The organism is Streptomyces xingningensis (assembly GCF_054957865.1).
Window position 1 is genome coordinate 40,524 of record NZ_JBDJPF010000025.1, and the last position, 14,861, is coordinate 55,384.

14 protein-coding genes are annotated in these 14,861 nt (G+C 71.8%); 12 read left to right on the plus strand and 2 right to left on the minus strand.

Features of this window, described 5'->3' with window-relative positions; all coding sequences use genetic code 11:
- Positions 1-67 precede the first annotated feature (67 nt).
- Positions 68-1,045 (minus strand): LysR family transcriptional regulator, encoded by a 978-nt coding sequence (locus ABCR83_RS15355; RefSeq protein WP_462695552.1) that lies wholly within the window; start codon positions 1,043-1,045, stop codon positions 68-70.
- 65 nt (positions 1,046-1,110) lie between these two features.
- On the opposite strand from ABCR83_RS15355, the gene ABCR83_RS15360 reads away from it, so the two are divergent.
- The 5 genes from ABCR83_RS15360 to ABCR83_RS15380 all read left to right on the plus strand — a co-directional run bounded on the left by ABCR83_RS15360 (position 1,111) and on the right by ABCR83_RS15380 (position 5,824).
- Positions 1,111-2,112 (plus strand): DMT family transporter, encoded by a 1,002-nt coding sequence (locus ABCR83_RS15360; protein WP_462695590.1) that lies wholly within the window; start codon positions 1,111-1,113, stop codon positions 2,110-2,112.
- On the plus strand, positions 2,039-2,575 hold the full coding sequence (locus ABCR83_RS15365) for a YbaK/EbsC family protein (protein WP_462695553.1): 537 nt from the start codon (positions 2,039-2,041) through the stop codon (positions 2,573-2,575). The genes ABCR83_RS15360 and ABCR83_RS15365 overlap by 74 nt, the downstream gene beginning before the upstream one ends.
- A 218-nt stretch (positions 2,576-2,793) precedes the next feature.
- Positions 2,794-3,681, plus strand: a complete 888-nt coding sequence (locus tag ABCR83_RS15370) for a TIGR03619 family F420-dependent LLM class oxidoreductase (RefSeq protein WP_462695554.1) — start codon at positions 2,794-2,796, stop codon at positions 3,679-3,681.
- Positions 3,682-3,785: 104 nt separating this feature from the next.
- Complete coding sequence (locus ABCR83_RS15375) at positions 3,786-4,889, plus strand: PP2C family protein-serine/threonine phosphatase (protein ID WP_462695555.1); 1,104 nt, start codon at positions 3,786-3,788, stop codon at positions 4,887-4,889.
- A gap of 92 nt (positions 4,890-4,981) precedes the next feature.
- Positions 4,982-5,824, plus strand: coding sequence for a (2Fe-2S)-binding protein (locus tag ABCR83_RS15380; RefSeq protein WP_462695556.1), 843 nt, complete (start codon positions 4,982-4,984; stop codon positions 5,822-5,824).
- A gap of 94 nt (positions 5,825-5,918) precedes the next feature.
- On the opposite strand, the gene ABCR83_RS15385 is transcribed toward ABCR83_RS15380, so the two are convergent.
- Complete coding sequence (locus ABCR83_RS15385; RefSeq protein ID WP_462695557.1) at positions 5,919-6,881, minus strand: ABC transporter substrate-binding protein; 963 nt, start codon at positions 6,879-6,881, stop codon at positions 5,919-5,921.
- A 229-nt stretch (positions 6,882-7,110) separates the two neighbouring features.
- Here ABCR83_RS15385 and ABCR83_RS15390 point away from each other — a divergent pair, with 229 nt between their 5' ends.
- The 7 genes from ABCR83_RS15390 (at position 7,111) to ABCR83_RS15420 (ending at position 14,843) form a co-directional block, all read left to right on the plus strand.
- A complete protein-coding gene (locus tag ABCR83_RS15390) occupies positions 7,111-8,070 on the plus strand; it encodes a FecCD family ABC transporter permease (RefSeq protein WP_462695558.1) in 960 nt (319 codons plus the stop codon).
- Positions 8,067-9,149 carry a FecCD family ABC transporter permease gene (locus tag ABCR83_RS15395; protein ID WP_462695559.1) on the plus strand — a complete coding sequence of 361 codons (1,083 nt, stop codon included), beginning with the start codon at positions 8,067-8,069 and terminating at the stop codon, positions 9,147-9,149. Before ABCR83_RS15390 ends, ABCR83_RS15395 begins: the two co-directional genes overlap by 4 nt.
- Positions 9,146-10,012: an ABC transporter ATP-binding protein gene (locus tag ABCR83_RS15400; protein ID WP_462695560.1), complete on the plus strand. Its 867-nt coding sequence runs from the start codon at positions 9,146-9,148 to the stop codon at positions 10,010-10,012. Before ABCR83_RS15395 ends, ABCR83_RS15400 begins: the two co-directional genes overlap by 4 nt.
- Before the next feature lie 142 nt (positions 10,013-10,154).
- On the plus strand, positions 10,155-11,507 hold the full coding sequence (locus ABCR83_RS15405) for a diaminobutyrate--2-oxoglutarate transaminase family protein (RefSeq protein WP_462695561.1): 1,353 nt from the start codon (positions 10,155-10,157) through the stop codon (positions 11,505-11,507).
- Complete coding sequence (locus ABCR83_RS15410; protein ID WP_462695562.1) at positions 11,504-12,967, plus strand: pyridoxal phosphate-dependent decarboxylase family protein; 1,464 nt, start codon at positions 11,504-11,506, stop codon at positions 12,965-12,967. The genes ABCR83_RS15405 and ABCR83_RS15410 overlap by 4 nt, the downstream gene beginning before the upstream one ends.
- A complete protein-coding gene (locus ABCR83_RS15415; protein ID WP_462695563.1) occupies positions 12,964-13,545 on the plus strand; it encodes a GNAT family N-acetyltransferase in 582 nt (193 codons plus the stop codon). The genes ABCR83_RS15410 and ABCR83_RS15415 overlap by 4 nt, the downstream gene beginning before the upstream one ends.
- A 56-nt stretch (positions 13,546-13,601) precedes the next feature.
- Positions 13,602-14,843 carry an alanine racemase gene (locus ABCR83_RS15420; RefSeq protein WP_462695564.1) on the plus strand — a complete coding sequence of 414 codons (1,242 nt, stop codon included), beginning with the start codon at positions 13,602-13,604 and terminating at the stop codon, positions 14,841-14,843.
- The last annotated feature ends 18 nt before the right edge of the window (positions 14,844-14,861 follow it).

The window sequence follows — 14,861 nt, forward strand, 5'->3', positions numbered from 1 at the left end:
CCACCGTTTGAACACCACCGGTCCGCCCGACCAGGGATTGTGCCAGAAGGGCATCATCTGGGACCGCTTAGATATTCGGCGGGTCGGCGGGCGTCCCCTCACGCCGGTGGGTGTCGGCGCTGCTCGCTTCGGAATCCGCGATGCCGTCGCGGCTCCGGATCGTTGCAGCCGCCCGGCGCAGTTCGGTGAGCACCGTCCGTACGGCCCTTCGTGCGGCGCGTTCGGGGCGATGGAGCACATCGATGTGCCGGCGGGCGTGTACGCCGCTGAGGGGTCTGAGGACCAGTGCCGGATGTGCGCGTGTGGTCCAGCGAGGCATCAGGGCCAGGCCTCCCCCGGCGGCGACCACCTCGGCGACCACCGTGAACTCATTGATGCGATGGGCGATTTCGAGCCGTCGGTTCGCGGCGGTCGCAATGGCGTCGATCGTGGCCATCAGCGGGAAGCCGTCGTGCACGGTGATCCATGGCTGATCGGCGACGTCCCGCGGGGTGAGGTGTCGTTTGGCGGCCAAGGGGTGGTTGGCCGGCATGGCGATGTCGAGCGGTTCACGCAGCAGCGTGGTGGCGGTGACGGCGCGCGGCCACGGAGGCGCCTGGCCCAGATGGTGGGCGAGCACCAGGTCGTAGTCGCGGGTCAGCCGCGGGAAGTGGTCTTGTGCCACGTCCTCGTCGGCGAGCGAGAGCTGCGGGCCTCCGAGGCCGGACCGGCCGCGCAGCAGAAGCGGGAAGAATGCCGAGGCCGCGCTGTGGAAGGCCGACACCGACACGCTTCCGTCCGGCCGGTCGACGAAGTCGTCGATGGCGTGCCGCGCCCGGGCCAGCGCGCTCTCCACCTCGATCGCCACGTCGGCCAGGGCCTGACCGGCCTCGGTGAGCACCAGCCGCCGTCCGTCGCGTTCGGTGAGCGGGACGGGGCTCGAGCGCTGCAGCAGCCGTAGTTGCTGTGAGATCGCCGAGGGAGTCATCAGCAGTGCCTCGGCGACGGCGGTGACGCTTCCCAGCTCACCGAGCTCCCGCAGGATCCGCAACTGGCGTTCGTTCACCCTCGTAATGTAGCAAAACTTAAGGGTCACTGAAGAGGCTCACACTTGGCTTCATGGTGACGGTGATGCAGGGTGGGTGCGTGTTCCAAGCCCGCCGCACCGACGCGATACTTCTCCTGGTCGCCATCGTCTGGGGCTCCAGTTACCTGGCCGCCAAGTCGGCCACCCAGATCCTCCCGGTCCTGGTCGTGCTGTTCGCGCGCTATGCGCTCTCCGCGATCGCCTGCCTCGCCCTGGTCGGCGCCCGCCGCCGGTCCGGGCGCGTCACCCGGGACGAGGTGCGTGCCGGGGCGGTGCTGGGGGTCACCCAGGCGGCTGTCCTGGTCCTGGAGACGTACGGTGTCGCGCACACCGGCGCGGCCAACGCCGGATTGATCATCAGTCTCACCATCGTGCTCACCCCGCTGCTGGACCGCACGGCCGGACACGGTGGGCTGCCCCCGCGCTTCTTCGCCGCCACGGGCCTGTGCCTGCTGGCCGTCGGGCTGCTGATGTCCGGCAGCGGCTTCCACGCTCCCCGGGCGGGTGACCTGCTGATGCTCGCCGCCGCGCTGGTACGCGCGGCACACGTCGCGCTGGTGGGACGGCTCACCAAGCGCCGCGCCGTGCGGCCACTGCAGCTCACGGCCGTCCAGACGGTGGCCGGATCCGTGCTGTTCGCGGTGCCCGCCGCGAGCGTCCTGCCGACGGCGGGCCGGATCGATGCCACGGTCTGGGCCCAACTCGTCTATCTCGCCCTGTTCTGCAGCGTGTTCGCCTTCCTCGCCCAGACCTGGGCGGTGCAGCACAGCTCCGCCAGCCGGGCCAGTCTGCTGCTGGGCACCGAACCGGTCTGGGCCGTCGCGGCCGGCATCGGCTTCGGGGGTGAACGGTTCACCGTCCTCACCGCCCTCGGTGCGGCGCTCATGGTCGCCGGAACGTACTGGGGACAGGCCATCGAACGCACCCACCGCACCATCGAACACGTCGGACACACCGAACACAAGGAGACCCATGCCGGACCACAGCACCTACCAGCGTCTGATCGGCCTGCTCGAGAGCACCGAAACCCCGTACAAACTCCTTGACCATGAGCCGGAGGGCGCCACCGAGAAGGTCAGCGCGCTCCGCGGACACCCGGCGTCGGAGGCCGCGAAGTGCCTCATCCTGATCGTCAAGGTCGACCGGCGGGTCACTCGCCATGTGCTCGCGGTCGTTCCCGGAGACCGGCGGGTGGACCTCGACGCGATCCGCGCGCTGTTCGGCGCCCGCTATGTCGGATTCTGCGACGCGGCCACGGCTGAGCGATTGGCCCATGCCGTACCCGGCACCGTCCTGCCCTTCAGCTTTGACCCCGGACTCGAAGTCATCGCGGACCCGGACGTCGTCACACAGCCGTGCCTCTACTTCAACGCCGCCCGCCTGGACCGCTCGCTGGCCATCTCCGGCGCCGACTACGCCAGGATCGCCCGGCCCCGAGTCGAACCCATCGCCAAGGGGCACCGCCCGGATGCGGCGCCCGGGCCCGCTGCTTCTTCCGCATGCCCTTGAGCATGTCCGCGACGGCGGCCTGGAGGCCCGCCGAGTGCCGGGAATCGGTCTTGGGCGTCTGGGCGGCGTTGCCGCCCTCGACCTTCAACCAGGGCTTTCCGCCGACGGGTTGTCGGCCGTCTTGGGGCCGGTTGCCGTTGCTGACCGGCTCCCGCCATGACGGGCGTCACATGCTGGGCTGCGCGGATCTTGGGCCGCCCTGTGTCCACGATGGGGTCATGCAGATAGGTATCGCCCTGCCCCAGTACGGAAGCCATGCCCGCGCCGAGTCGATCGCCGGGTTCGCCCGGGACGCCGAGGCCGCCGGATTTGACTCATTGTGGGTCGGGGACCGTTCGCTGACCCCCGTCTCCCCCAGTGACATCTATCCGGGGCACACTCCCGAGAATCCGTATCCGCCCGAGTACAGGACCTTCCTCGACCCCCTCACCGTGCTGACCGTCGCCGCCACGGCGACAAGCCGTGCGCGGCTCGGCACCAGCACCCTCAACGCCCCTTGGTATCCGCCCCTGTTGCTCGCCCGGACACTCACCTCGCTCGACCGGGTCAGCCACGGCCGACTGGACGTCGGACTCGGCGTCGGCTGGCTGCGCGACGAATACACCGCGGTCAACGCCGATTTCAGCAGACGGGGTGCTCACCTGGACGAGATCCTCGACATCCTCCAGGGCATCTGGACCGAGGAGACCTTCGGGCACGAGGGGCCGCACTGGACCATTCCGCGCGCCCATGTCGGTCTGCGCCCCGTCCAGCGGCCCCGGCCGCCCGTCTGCCTGGGCGGTTTCACCCGGGCCGCGATGCGCCGCATCGGCCGGCGCGCCGACGGCTGGGTCGGGGTCACTCTGCCGCCCGAGGCCCATGCCGGGCTGTGGGGCATGGCCCGGCGGGCCGCCGAGGAAGCCGGCCGTGATCCGGACGTCCTCCGGCAGCACATCCGCCACAACCCGCGGCCGGACGCCTCCGGCGAGGACATCGCCGCGGTCCTGTCCGGCGTGCGGGACTCCGGCGCGGACAGCTGCTTCATCGACCTGCAGCAGTCGGTACGGGAGCCGGATGAAGCGCTGGACCTCGGGATCAAGGTGCTCGACCGGGTCCGCGCGGGCTGAGCCCACCGCCCGGTACCCGTACGGCCGTCCCAGGACTGGCAGCCGTATTCCGGCCCGAGGATGCTTGAGCGTGTTGCACGAGGCCAAGGAGCGGGAGCGGGTACGTGAGGGCACCGGGCGCAGGGCGCACCGCCGTGAAGCGCTGGTGCCTGCGCCGCCTTCAGCTGCTGCCCGTCCTCCTGCTCGCCGGAGGCGCCCTCCTCGACTACCTCACCTCTCCGCATTTCAGTGCCGAGGCCTTCTACACCGCCGCTCCGATGACGGCCGCCGCACTGCTGTCGCTGCGCGCGACGGTCCTGGCGGGCGTCGGCGCCTGTGCGGCCGATTTCGCGCTGCTCGCTCACTTCGGCTTCGTGGGGGATACCGGTGGGTGGAGCGAGCTGGCGGCGGTGGCGACCGTCTCGGCCTTTGCCGTCGTCGTCAACCGCCTCATGTACTACAGCGATGTACGGCTGCGGTCGGCGCGCAGAGTCGCCCTCGCCGTGCAGCGCGCCGTGCTGCCGCAGCCGCCCGCCTCGATCGGGTCGTTGCGGATCGCCGTGCGCTACCAGTCGGCCGTGGCGGACGCGCAGATCGGCGGTGATCTCTATGGCGTGCAGGACACTCCGTACGGTGTGCGGTGCCTGGTCGGCGACGTACGGGGCAAGGGGATGGAGGCGGTCAAGGCGGTGGATGTGACGCTGGGGGCGTTCCGGGAGGCCGCCGAGGAAGAACCCACCCTGGGCCGGATCGCGGCCAGGCTGGAGCGGGCGCTGTTGCGGGAGGCGGCCCGGTGGGCGGGCCCCGAGCAGGCCGAAGGGTTCGTCACCGGAGTGCTCGCCGAGATCTCGCCCGCCGGCGACGAGCTGCGGCTGGTCAACCGCGGCCACCCGGCGCCGCTGCTGCTGCACGGCGGTGAAGTGCACAGCGCGGAGCCCTCCGAGCCGGCCCTCCCGCTGGCCCTGGCGGAGCCGGGCTCCGGTGAGGACCGGGCCGACACCGTGCCCTTCCCTCCGGGAGCGACTCTCCTTCTGTACACCGACGGCCTCACCGAGGCCCGCGACCGTGCCGGGGCCTTCTACGACCCCGAACCCAGGCTGGCCGGGCGTGACTTCCGCGGACCGGATGCGCTGCTGGACGCTCTGCTCACCGATGTGGAACACCACACCGGCGGCTGCATCACCGATGACATGGCGCTGCTCGCGGTCACCCGGGCCGACGGCCGATGAGCGCCATTTGAGTGATCACCACCGAGATCCAAGCTGTTAAGGTAAGCCTTACCTGCTTTGAAGCCTGATCCAGACATCCGGTGGGGGTCTCCGTGACGACCGCAGTTGCCGCTCCCGAGGTGGTCCGTATTCCCGAGGCCGCGGCCTATGCGGACCTCCTCCAGGACACCTACGCCCCGCTGACCGAGGCGATCCGCCCCCTGGTCCGTCTGGAAGCGGGCTCGGTGAGCCCGCGCCCGGGCGGTGAGCAGATCACCGGGCGCCGCCTGGTCCGCGATCCGGCGCTCCGGGAATGGCTCGTCGAACTGTCCGGCAAACGAATACGGGACGCCCATGGGGTGACGCCCCGGCGTGATGTGGCGGCCCTGGACGTGCTGCACGAGTATGCGTTCCTCGCCACGGTGGCCATGAGCGGGCCCTGGCTTCTCACCGGGCGGGTGCCCAGAGTCGCCCTGGACGGGCTGGGCCAGGACGAGGTTTCCGGCGCGCTCACCGTGTCCCCCTCGGGCATCGCCTGCCTGCCGGGCGATCCGGCCTCGGGCCTTCCCGGGGTGCATGTGGTGGCCGACGCGGAAGAGCTGCGCGGGGAGCTGCGGAGTGCGGTGGCCGACCACCTCGGACCGGTCCTGGACGTCTTCCGGCCGCTGCTGCGCCGGGGTGAGCGGGTCATGTGGGGTCTGGCCACGGACGAACTCACCGAGGGCATCTGGTACCTGGGCCGGGTCACCGGCCAGGAACGCCGGGCGGCCGCGGCGGCGGACGCCCTGCTGCCGGGCGGGACCGCGCCGTTCGCGGGTGCGGCCGGCTTCCGGGCCTGCGAGGGCCCGGGCCCGGGTGCGGCCGGTGGGCCCACCCGCACCCGGATCAACTGCTGCCTGTGGTACACGCTCACTCCGCAGAAACTGTGCGCGACCTGTCCGCGTCGTGCGGCGTAGGCCCGCGGCCGTAGCGGCAAGCACACGGAAGGGCCCGGGAGTTCCCGGGCCCTTCTCGTCGGCTCACCCCGGCTCGGTGTCCGGCAGCGGTGATTCAGGCACGCGCGGCGTCGACCCCGTAGGTCTTGGCGACGTCGTCCAGAACGGAGTTGGCGCCGTAGAGGCCGACGGCGAGCATCCAGGTGACGTCGTCGACCTCATGGACCTTGCCCTTGAGCTGCTTCCAGAGCGGGTTCGCCCGGAACTTCTCCTGGCTCTTCCGCGAGGCCCCCTTGGGGTCGGGGAACGCGGTGGTGAAGATGTCGTCGGCGTCGACCTTCTTGATCTGTTCCTCGGAGACATCGGCGTTGAAGCCGGTGCCCCGGGCGTCCTTGGGCTTGTCGAAGCCGAGGTCCTTCACGATGACACCGACGTAGGTGTCCTCCTTGTACAGGCGCGTCGGTCCGTCCACGAACCGGACGACGGACACGGAGGGGTTGGCGCCCTTCTTCTTGCGGACGCTGTCACCCACCGTCTTGGCGCGCTTGTCATAAGCGGCGATCTTCTGGTCGGCCAGCTTCTCCTTGCCGAGCGCCCTGCCGACCAGCTTGAGGTTGTCCTTCCAGGTCGCACCCGTGTCCTCGGTGAACACGGTGGGCGCTATGCCGGACAGCTGCTTGTACAGCTTCTCGTGGCGGACCTTGGCGGAGAGGATCAAGTCGGGCTTCAGGGCGATGATTTTCTCCAGGCTGGGCTCGTCCAGCATGCCGACCGGAGTCGCCTTGGCTCCGTACGTGGCCGCGTCCGCGCCGAAGTACGCGGGCAGCTTCTCGTCCGGGGCGGAGAATGTGGTGTATCCCACGACATTGGTCTGCAGCGCCAATGTGGCGTCCACAAAGGTCATGTCGAGAGCCACCACACGCTGGGGAGCCTTCTTGATCTCCGTCTTTCCCATGGCGTGCTCGACCGTGCGCGGGAAGGCGGCGCCGACGGCTGACGAAGCATCACTGCCCTTGCCATCCGTATCCTTGTCCGAGCTGCCGCCGCAAGCGGCAGTGGCGAGCAGTCCTGCGGTCACAGCGACAGCTCCTACGGAGCGGCAAAAACGGCTGAGCCAACGGGCTCTCATCAGCGGGGTCCCTTCTCGGTCCACATAGTGCGTAATAAGGATAGGCTAGCCTAAGTGGCCAGAATTCGCTGTGGAGGGGTCCGTGACCGAAACGCTACCTGCACCACCCCGCGAGGGGGGAATCCGGCAGGTTGTGGCGCAAAGAGCCAGAACTCGGTGGATATGGCTGGGAGTTCTGGTGGGCCTCCTGGCCCTGGCCGTGCTGCTGAGCATCGCACTGGGCGCCGAGCCCCTGACTCCCGCACAGGTCTGGCACGGACTGTGGAGCCCCGCGGGCAGGGAAGGGGACGTCATCGTCCGCTCGCTGCGCCTGCCGCGCACCGCCACGGCGCTCGTCGCCGGTCTTGCGCTGGGTGCCGCCGGGGCCCTGATGCAGGGTCATACCCGCAACCCCATTGCCGACCCGGTGGTCCTCGGGATCAGCGCCGGCGCGGGCATGGGCGTCGTGGCCTCGCTCTTCCTCCTCGGCGTCAGCAGTCTCTACGGCTATGTCTGGTTCGGTTTCCTCGGCGCCGCAATCGCCGGCACCCTCGTCTACACGGTGGGGGCGCTGGCCCGGGGCGGTGCCACCCCGGTGACCCTCGCGCTGGCCGGTGCCGCGGCGCACGCGCTGTTCACGGCGCTCACGGCGGGCATGGTGCTCTTTGACCGTCAGGCCCTGGAGACCTACCGTTTCTGGACCGTCGGCTCGGTCAGCGGCAGACCCGCCGACCTCACCCTCCAGGCACTGCCGTTCATCGCGGCCGGACTGCTGCTGGCCGCGCTCAACACCCCCGGCCTGAACGCCCTTTCCCTCGGCGAGGACGTGGCGCGGATGCTGGGCGTGCGGATCGGACTGACCCGGGCGACCGGCATGGCCGCGATCACGCTGCTGACCGGCACGGCGGTCGCCGTGTGCGGTCCGATCGGCTTCGTCGGGCTGGTGGGCACGCACATCGCCCGGCACCTGGCGGGCCCCGACTACCGCTGGATCGTCACCAAGGCGGCACTGGCCGGCGCCATCCTCATGCTCACCGCGGACACCCTGGGCCGGCTGGTGGCCCGCCCCGGGGAACTCCAGGTGGGCATCATGCTGGCGCTCATCGGGGCGCCGGTCTTCATCCAACTCGTGCGCCGCCGCCAGGCGGTGAGGATATGAGCAGGCCGACCGCGCCCGTCGTCCCGGGGCGTTCACCGGTACGGGCCGGGCCGGTCTCCGCGGTGTGGCGGCCGCGCACGGTGCTGGTGCCGCTGCTGGCCCTGGGTGCCCTCTTCGCCGCCGTCCTCGTCAACTGCGGGCGGGGGGACATCCCGATCCCGGTGAGCGAGGTGGCCGACGTCCTGTTCGGCGGCGGGTCCCCGGCCGACCGGCTGGTGGTGCTGGACCTGCGCCTGCCCCGGTCGGTGACCGGTGCCCTGGTCGGTGCCTCGCTCGCGCTGGCCGGGGCCATCGTCCAGGGGCTGGCCCGCAACCCGCTGGCGAGTCCCGACATCCTGGGCATCACGGCGGGTTCGGGCGTGGGCGCGGTGACGGTCATCGTCTTCGGCGGCGCGAACGGAGGCGTCGGCGGATCGCTGGCGAGCGTCGGCATTCCGGGCGCCGCGGTGGCCGGTGGGATCTTCACGGCCGTGCTGGTCCACCTGCTCGCCGTGCGGCGCGGCCTGTCGGGCTACCGGGTGCTGCTGGTGGGCGTCGGTGTCAACGCCGTGCTGACCAGTGTGCTCTCCTGGCTGCTCATCAAGGCGGACATCGTCGACGCCGGCCGGGCCCTGCTCTGGCTCAACGGCAGCCTCAACGGCGCCTCGTGGGACACCGTACGGCCGGCCGTATGGGCCCTGGCGGTGCTCATGCCGCTGGCCCTGATCCTCTCCTTCCCCTTCGGCGCGCTGGTCTTCGACGAGGACACCGCGCGCGGCCTCGGCGTCCGCATGACCGGGACCCGGGCGGCGCTGCTGCTCACCGCCGTCCTGCTGACCGCGGTGGCGACCGCCACCGCGGGCCCGGTCGCCTTCGTGGCCCTGGCCTGCCCGCAGCTCGCCCTCCGGCTGCTGCGTACGGGCACCCCGCCGCTGCTCGCCTCCGCGCTGACCGGAGCGGCGGTGACGGTCTGGGCCGATGTGCTCGGCCGGACCGCCTTCGGCGGCCTGGAACTGCCCGTCGGCATCCTCACCGCCGCACTGGGCGCCCCCTACCTGCTGTACTTGCTCATTCGGAGCGGAAGGGCCCGCACATCATGACCGAGACCATCGACACCCCGTCGGCGGAACGGGCGGAGTCCGGCACCGCCCGCCCGGGGGTGCGGCTGCGCGCGGAGGCACTGACGCTGTCCTACGGGGACCGGCCGGTCGTCCATGCACTGGATCTGGACATCCAGGACGGGACGGTCACGGCCGTCATCGGGCCGAACGGATGCGGGAAGTCCACGCTGCTACGGGCGTTCGGACGGCTGATGAAGCCCGCCGGCGGGAGCGTCCTGCTGGACGGCAGGCCCGTGCACCGCATCCCCACCCGCGAGGTGGCCGCGCTCGTGGGGCTGCTCCCTCAGTCGCCGGCCGCCCCGGAAGGGCTGAGCGTCGCCGACCTGGTGGCGCGCGGCCGCCATCCCCATCAGAGCTGGTACCGGCGCTGGTCCTCGGAGGACGAAGCGGCCGTCGAACAGGCCCTGCGCAGCACCGGCATGTACGAGCTGGCGGAACGGACACTGGACGAACTCTCCGGCGGCCAGCGGCAGCGTGCCTGGATCGCGATGGCGCTGGCGCAGCAGACCGAGCTGCTGCTGCTGGACGAGCCGACCAACCACCTCGATCTGGCGCACCAGATAGAGGTGCTGGACCTGGTCAGGGAGCTGCACCGCAGCACGGGGCGCACCGTGGTGGTGGTGCTGCACGACCTGTCGTTGGCGGCCCGGTACGCCGACCGGCTGGTGACGATGAAGGACGGCCGGATCGTCGCCCAGGGCCCGCCGTCGGAGGTGCTCACCGAGGAACTGGTGCGGGAGGTCTTCGGGCTCAACGCCCGGGTCCGGTACGACGAGGAGACCGGTGCCCCGCTGGTGATCCCGCTGAGCCGCCATATGGCACGGGCTACTGACGGAGCGTAGGGGCGGCCGGGGATGTGCGGTGCTGTGGTGGGGAGTTGCACCAGCCATGCGATAGGTTAGGCTTACCTAAGTAGGACGAAATCGCTCTCGTCCCTTCCCTGCCGCACCCCTCGCCCCCCACTCGTGACCGAAGGATCCCACCATGCTGCGTGCTCGCCTCCTCGACCGACAGGCGCAACGTGAGTCCGCCGCCCGCACCTACGCCCGGACCATCCCGGTGGCGCCCGTCAGCGCGGCCGGCGCCCAGGTGACCGGAGCGGACGGCAAGACCTACCTCGACTGCCTCTCCGGTGCGGGAACGCTGGCCCTCGGCCACAACCACCCGGAGGTGACCGCCGCGTTGCAGGCCGTGCTCGGTTCCGGCGCCCCGCTGCACGCCCTGGACATGATCACCCCGCAGAAGGACTCCTTCAGCGAGGAACTGCTCAAGAGACTGCCGGGGACGCTCAACAACCAGGCCAAGCTGCACTTCTGCAGCCCCGCCGGCACCGATGCCGTGGAGGCCGCGCTCAAACTGGCCCGCAGCGCCACCGGCCGCCAGGGCATCTTCGCCTTCACCGGCGCCTATCACGGCATGACGCTCGGCGCCTCCTCCGTCTCCGGACCCGGCCGGATGCGGCACGGCGCCGCCGAGTTCGGACCGGCCGAGGCCCAGCCCGTGACCCGGCTCCCCTATCCCTACGGCTACCGCTGCCCGTTCGGCGTCGGCGCGGAACAGGCGGGCGAGCTCTCCGCCCGGCTGATGGAGAGCTTCATCACCGACCCCAGCAGCGGCGTCGCCAAGCCCGCCGCCGTCATCCTCGAGGTGATCCAGGGCGAGGGAGGCGTCGTGGCCGGCCCCGACGCCTGGTTGCGCGAGATGCGCCGGATCACCGCCGAGCACGATGTGCTGCTGATCATCGACGAGGTGCAGACGGGCATCGGACGCACCGGTGACTTCTGGGCCTGCGAACGCGCGGGCGTCACCCCCGACGTCCTGGTCACCTCCAAGGCCGTGGGCGGCGGGCTCCCGCTGGCCCTCATCGCCTACCGGCCCGATCTGGACACCTGGCAGCCCGGCGACCACACCGGAACATTCCGGGGCAACACCCTGGCCATGGTCGCCGGTGAGACCACCCTGCGGACCATCGCCGAGCAGCAACTGGCCGAGCGCGCCCGGAAGCTGGGCGAGCGCATCGGCACCGGCCTGCGCGAACTGGCCCTCGGCCACCCGCAGATCGCCGAGGTGCGCGGCCGGGGCCTGATGATCGGCGCCGAGCTGGTCGACCCCGCCGCCCGGCCCGACCGGCTCGGATCCCGCCCCGGCGACCCGGAGTTCGCCCGCACCCTGCAGGCCGCCTGCCTGGACCGCGGCCTCATCCTCGAACTCGGCGGACGCGGTGACAATGTGCTGCGCCTGCTGCCCCCGCTGGTGCTCACCGATGAGCAGGCCGACTCCGTGCTGGACCGCATCGCCGACGCCCTGTCCGCCATAGCCGTGGGGCGTGCCGCATGAGCAACGCCCTCTGCCCGGCCGACGCCGTCGCCGGGCCCGCGGATCCGCACGCCCTGCGGCGGCTGACCTCCATCGCCCTCGACGGGCTCGCCGACGGTGCCGCCGCCCGGAGCGGGCCGCTGCCCGAGGGCGGCCCGCAGGCGGTCGCCGCACGCACCCGTGAACTGTGCTCCCCGGTCCTGCCCGATGCGGGCGTGGGCGCGGAGGACGCCGTGTACAACGTGGCGCGGGCCGCCGCCGCGGGTGCCGCCGACCCTTCGGACCCCTACTGCGTGGCCCATCTGCACTGTCCGCCGCTGGCCGTCGCCGCCGCGGCGGACCTGGTCGCCTCCGCGCTCAACCCCTCGATGGACTCCTGGGACCAGGCGCCCGCCGCCGCGGTCATCGAGGAGGAGGTCACCGCCGCGCTCGCCCGGCTCGTCTACCCGCACCGCCCGGCCCCGGACGCCGTCATCACCAGCGGCGGCACCGAGTCGAACCTGGTCGCGCTGCTGCTCGCCAGGGAGCGGGCCCGGGCCGCCGGCGCCCGCACGGTACAGGTGCTGACCGGGGCCAACGCCCACCACAGCGTGCGCCGGGCCGCATGGCTGCTCGGCCTCCCGGCCCCGCTGGTCGTCGACTGCCCGGGCGGCCGGATGAGCCCGGCGGCACTGGACCGGGCGCTGATCGAATGCCCCGCGGTACCCGCCCTGGTGGTCGCCACGGCCGGCACCACCGACGAGGGGCTGATCGATCCGCTGCCCGAACTCGCCGACGTGGCCCGCACCTACGGTGCCCAGCTCCATGTGGACGCGGCCTATGGCGGTCCCCTGCTGTTCAGCGAGCGGCTCGCCCCCCGGCTGAGCGGCATCGAGCACGCGGTGTCCGTCACCTACGACCTGCACAAGCTGGGCTGGCAGCCGGTCGCGGCCGGTGTGCTGGCCGTCGCCGAACCGGCCACGCTGGAGCCGCTGTCGCTGACCGCCGACTACCTCAACGCCGACGACGACACCGAAGCCGGGCTGCCCGACCTGCTCGGCCGCTCGATCCGCACCTCGCGCCGCCCCGACGTACTGAAGATCGCGGCAACGCTGCGCGCGCTCGGGCGCCGGGGTCTGGGCGGCATCGTGGAGCACTGCGTCGAGGCGGCGGCCGGGCTGGCCCGGGCCGTCGATGAGCACCCCGCGCTGCGCCGCCGGGCCGGAGAGCCGGGCATCAGCACCGTCCTCTTCCGGCCGGTGGCCGCCGACGGACTGCCCGGCGAGGAGGGCGACGAGCTGGTCGCGGCCATCAGGCGGGAGCTGCTCGCCGAGGGCCGCGCGGTGCTCGGCCGGGCCGTGGCCGAGGACCCGGACGGCCGCCGACGGCTGTGGCTGAAGGCGACCCTGCTGCACCCGCGCACCACCGCGGCGGATCTGGACGGGCTCCTCAAGCTCGTGGCCGAGCGGGCCGAGAGCGCCGCGGAAAGAGCGGGCCGATGACCGCCCTCCCCGCCACCGGCGCCGCAACGGCCCTGGCCGGTCTGCGCATCGAGCGCTTCGACGGCCCCGCGGCCAGGGCACGGCTGGCCCGGTGGGCCCGTGCCTATGAGGACGTCTACGCCGATGCGCTGGATCTCGGCGACCACAGTGACCCACCGATCGCCGAACGGCTGGCACGACACTGCGCACGGCCCGGCTTCGAGCTCGTCGCGGCCTTCAACGGCGACGAGGTCGCCGGATATCTCTACGGCTACCGCCTGCCGGAGGACTCCCTCTGGTGGGAAGGGCTGAGCCCGGCGCCGGAACCGGAGTTCACCCGCGAGCACCCCGGACGGACGGTGGGCCTGTGCGAACTCCTCGTCGGCGTCCGCTGGCGCCGCGGCAGCGTCGGGCGGACGCTCGTCGAGGCCTTCCTCTCGCGGCGGGCCGAAGAACGGGCCGCCGCCCTGATCGCCGATGGCAACAGCGTCGTCCTGGACCGGTACGCCGCCTATGGATTCACCCCGGTCGGCACCATGGAGCCCTACCCCGGCTGGCGCCCGCACACCATGGTCGTACGCCCGCTGCGCCGGGACTGACCTCGACTCCGCGCCGAACAACCCCTTCCCTCTTCATCCTCAGCAAGGCAGCCGACGTGTCCATCGAACTCCCGCCGTCCGCGGCGCCCCGCTCCGCCCACCCGCAGGACGTCCTGCCCGCGCGGGTGCAGCGCTACCTTCTCGAACTCGCCGGGACCACCACCCCGGTGGCGGCCTATCTCTACGACGGCGGCATAGCCGCCGGCCGCGCCCGCGAGCTGCGCACCGCCCTGCCCGGCTGGGCAGCGGTCTACTACGCCGTCAAGGCCAACTCCTTCCCCGGCATCGTGCACGCCCTCGCCCCGCATGTCGACGGCTTCGAGGTCGCCTCGCTCTCCGAACTCGCCCTCGCCACCACCGCGAAGCCGGCCGCCTCCGGACCGGCACCGGTCGTCGCCGCCGGACCGGCCAAGTCCGTTCCCGTGCTGACCGGTCTGGTCGAGGCGGGCGTCGAGGCCATCAACGCCGAGAGCCCCCTCGAACTGCACCGCATCAGTCGCATCGCCCGGGAACGCGGCACCACCGCCCGGGTCGCGCTGCGCGTCAACCCGGCCGCGATCCCGGTCACCGGGTCGCTCCGGATGGGCGGCGAGCCCTCACAGTTCGGCGTCGCCGAGCCGGATGTCGCCGAAGCGGTGCGCATCGCCCGGCGGCTGCCGGGGATCGACCTCATCGGCTTCCATATCCACGCGGCCTCCAACAACCTCGACGCCGAGACCCACGCGGCATATCTGCGCTGGTGCGTGGAGTGGAGCGGGACCACCGCCGCCGAACACGGCATCGACCTGCGCCATATCGACGTCGGAGGCGGCATCGGGGTCGCCTTCGAGGGCGAGAAACCCTTCGACGTGGCCCGCTTCGGTGAGCTGGTGGCCGCCGTCGAGCCCCCGGCCGGAGTGAAGGTGGCTCTGGAGCCCGGGCGTTTCCTCGTCGCCGACTGCGGCTGGTACGCGGCCGAGGTCACGGACGTCAAGCACTCCTACGGGCAGTCGTTCGTGGCACTGCGCGGCGGCATCAACCACTTCCAGCTCCCCACGTCCTGGGACATCGTGCACAACGTCGCGGTACTGCCCGTCGAGCACTGGCCGGAGGACTGCCCACGCCCCTCCGCCGCCGGCACCCGCGTCACCTTCGTCGGCGAGCTGTGCACCCCCGAGGACACCCTGCTGCGGGATGTGCGCATCGACCGGGTGCGCGCCGGTGACATTGCCGTCTTCCCCTGCGCGGGCTCCTACGGCTGGGAGTTCGCCATGCACTCCTTCCTCGGCCACCCCGTCGCCGACCGCGTCCTGCTCTGAGCCCGACCTCGCACCGGA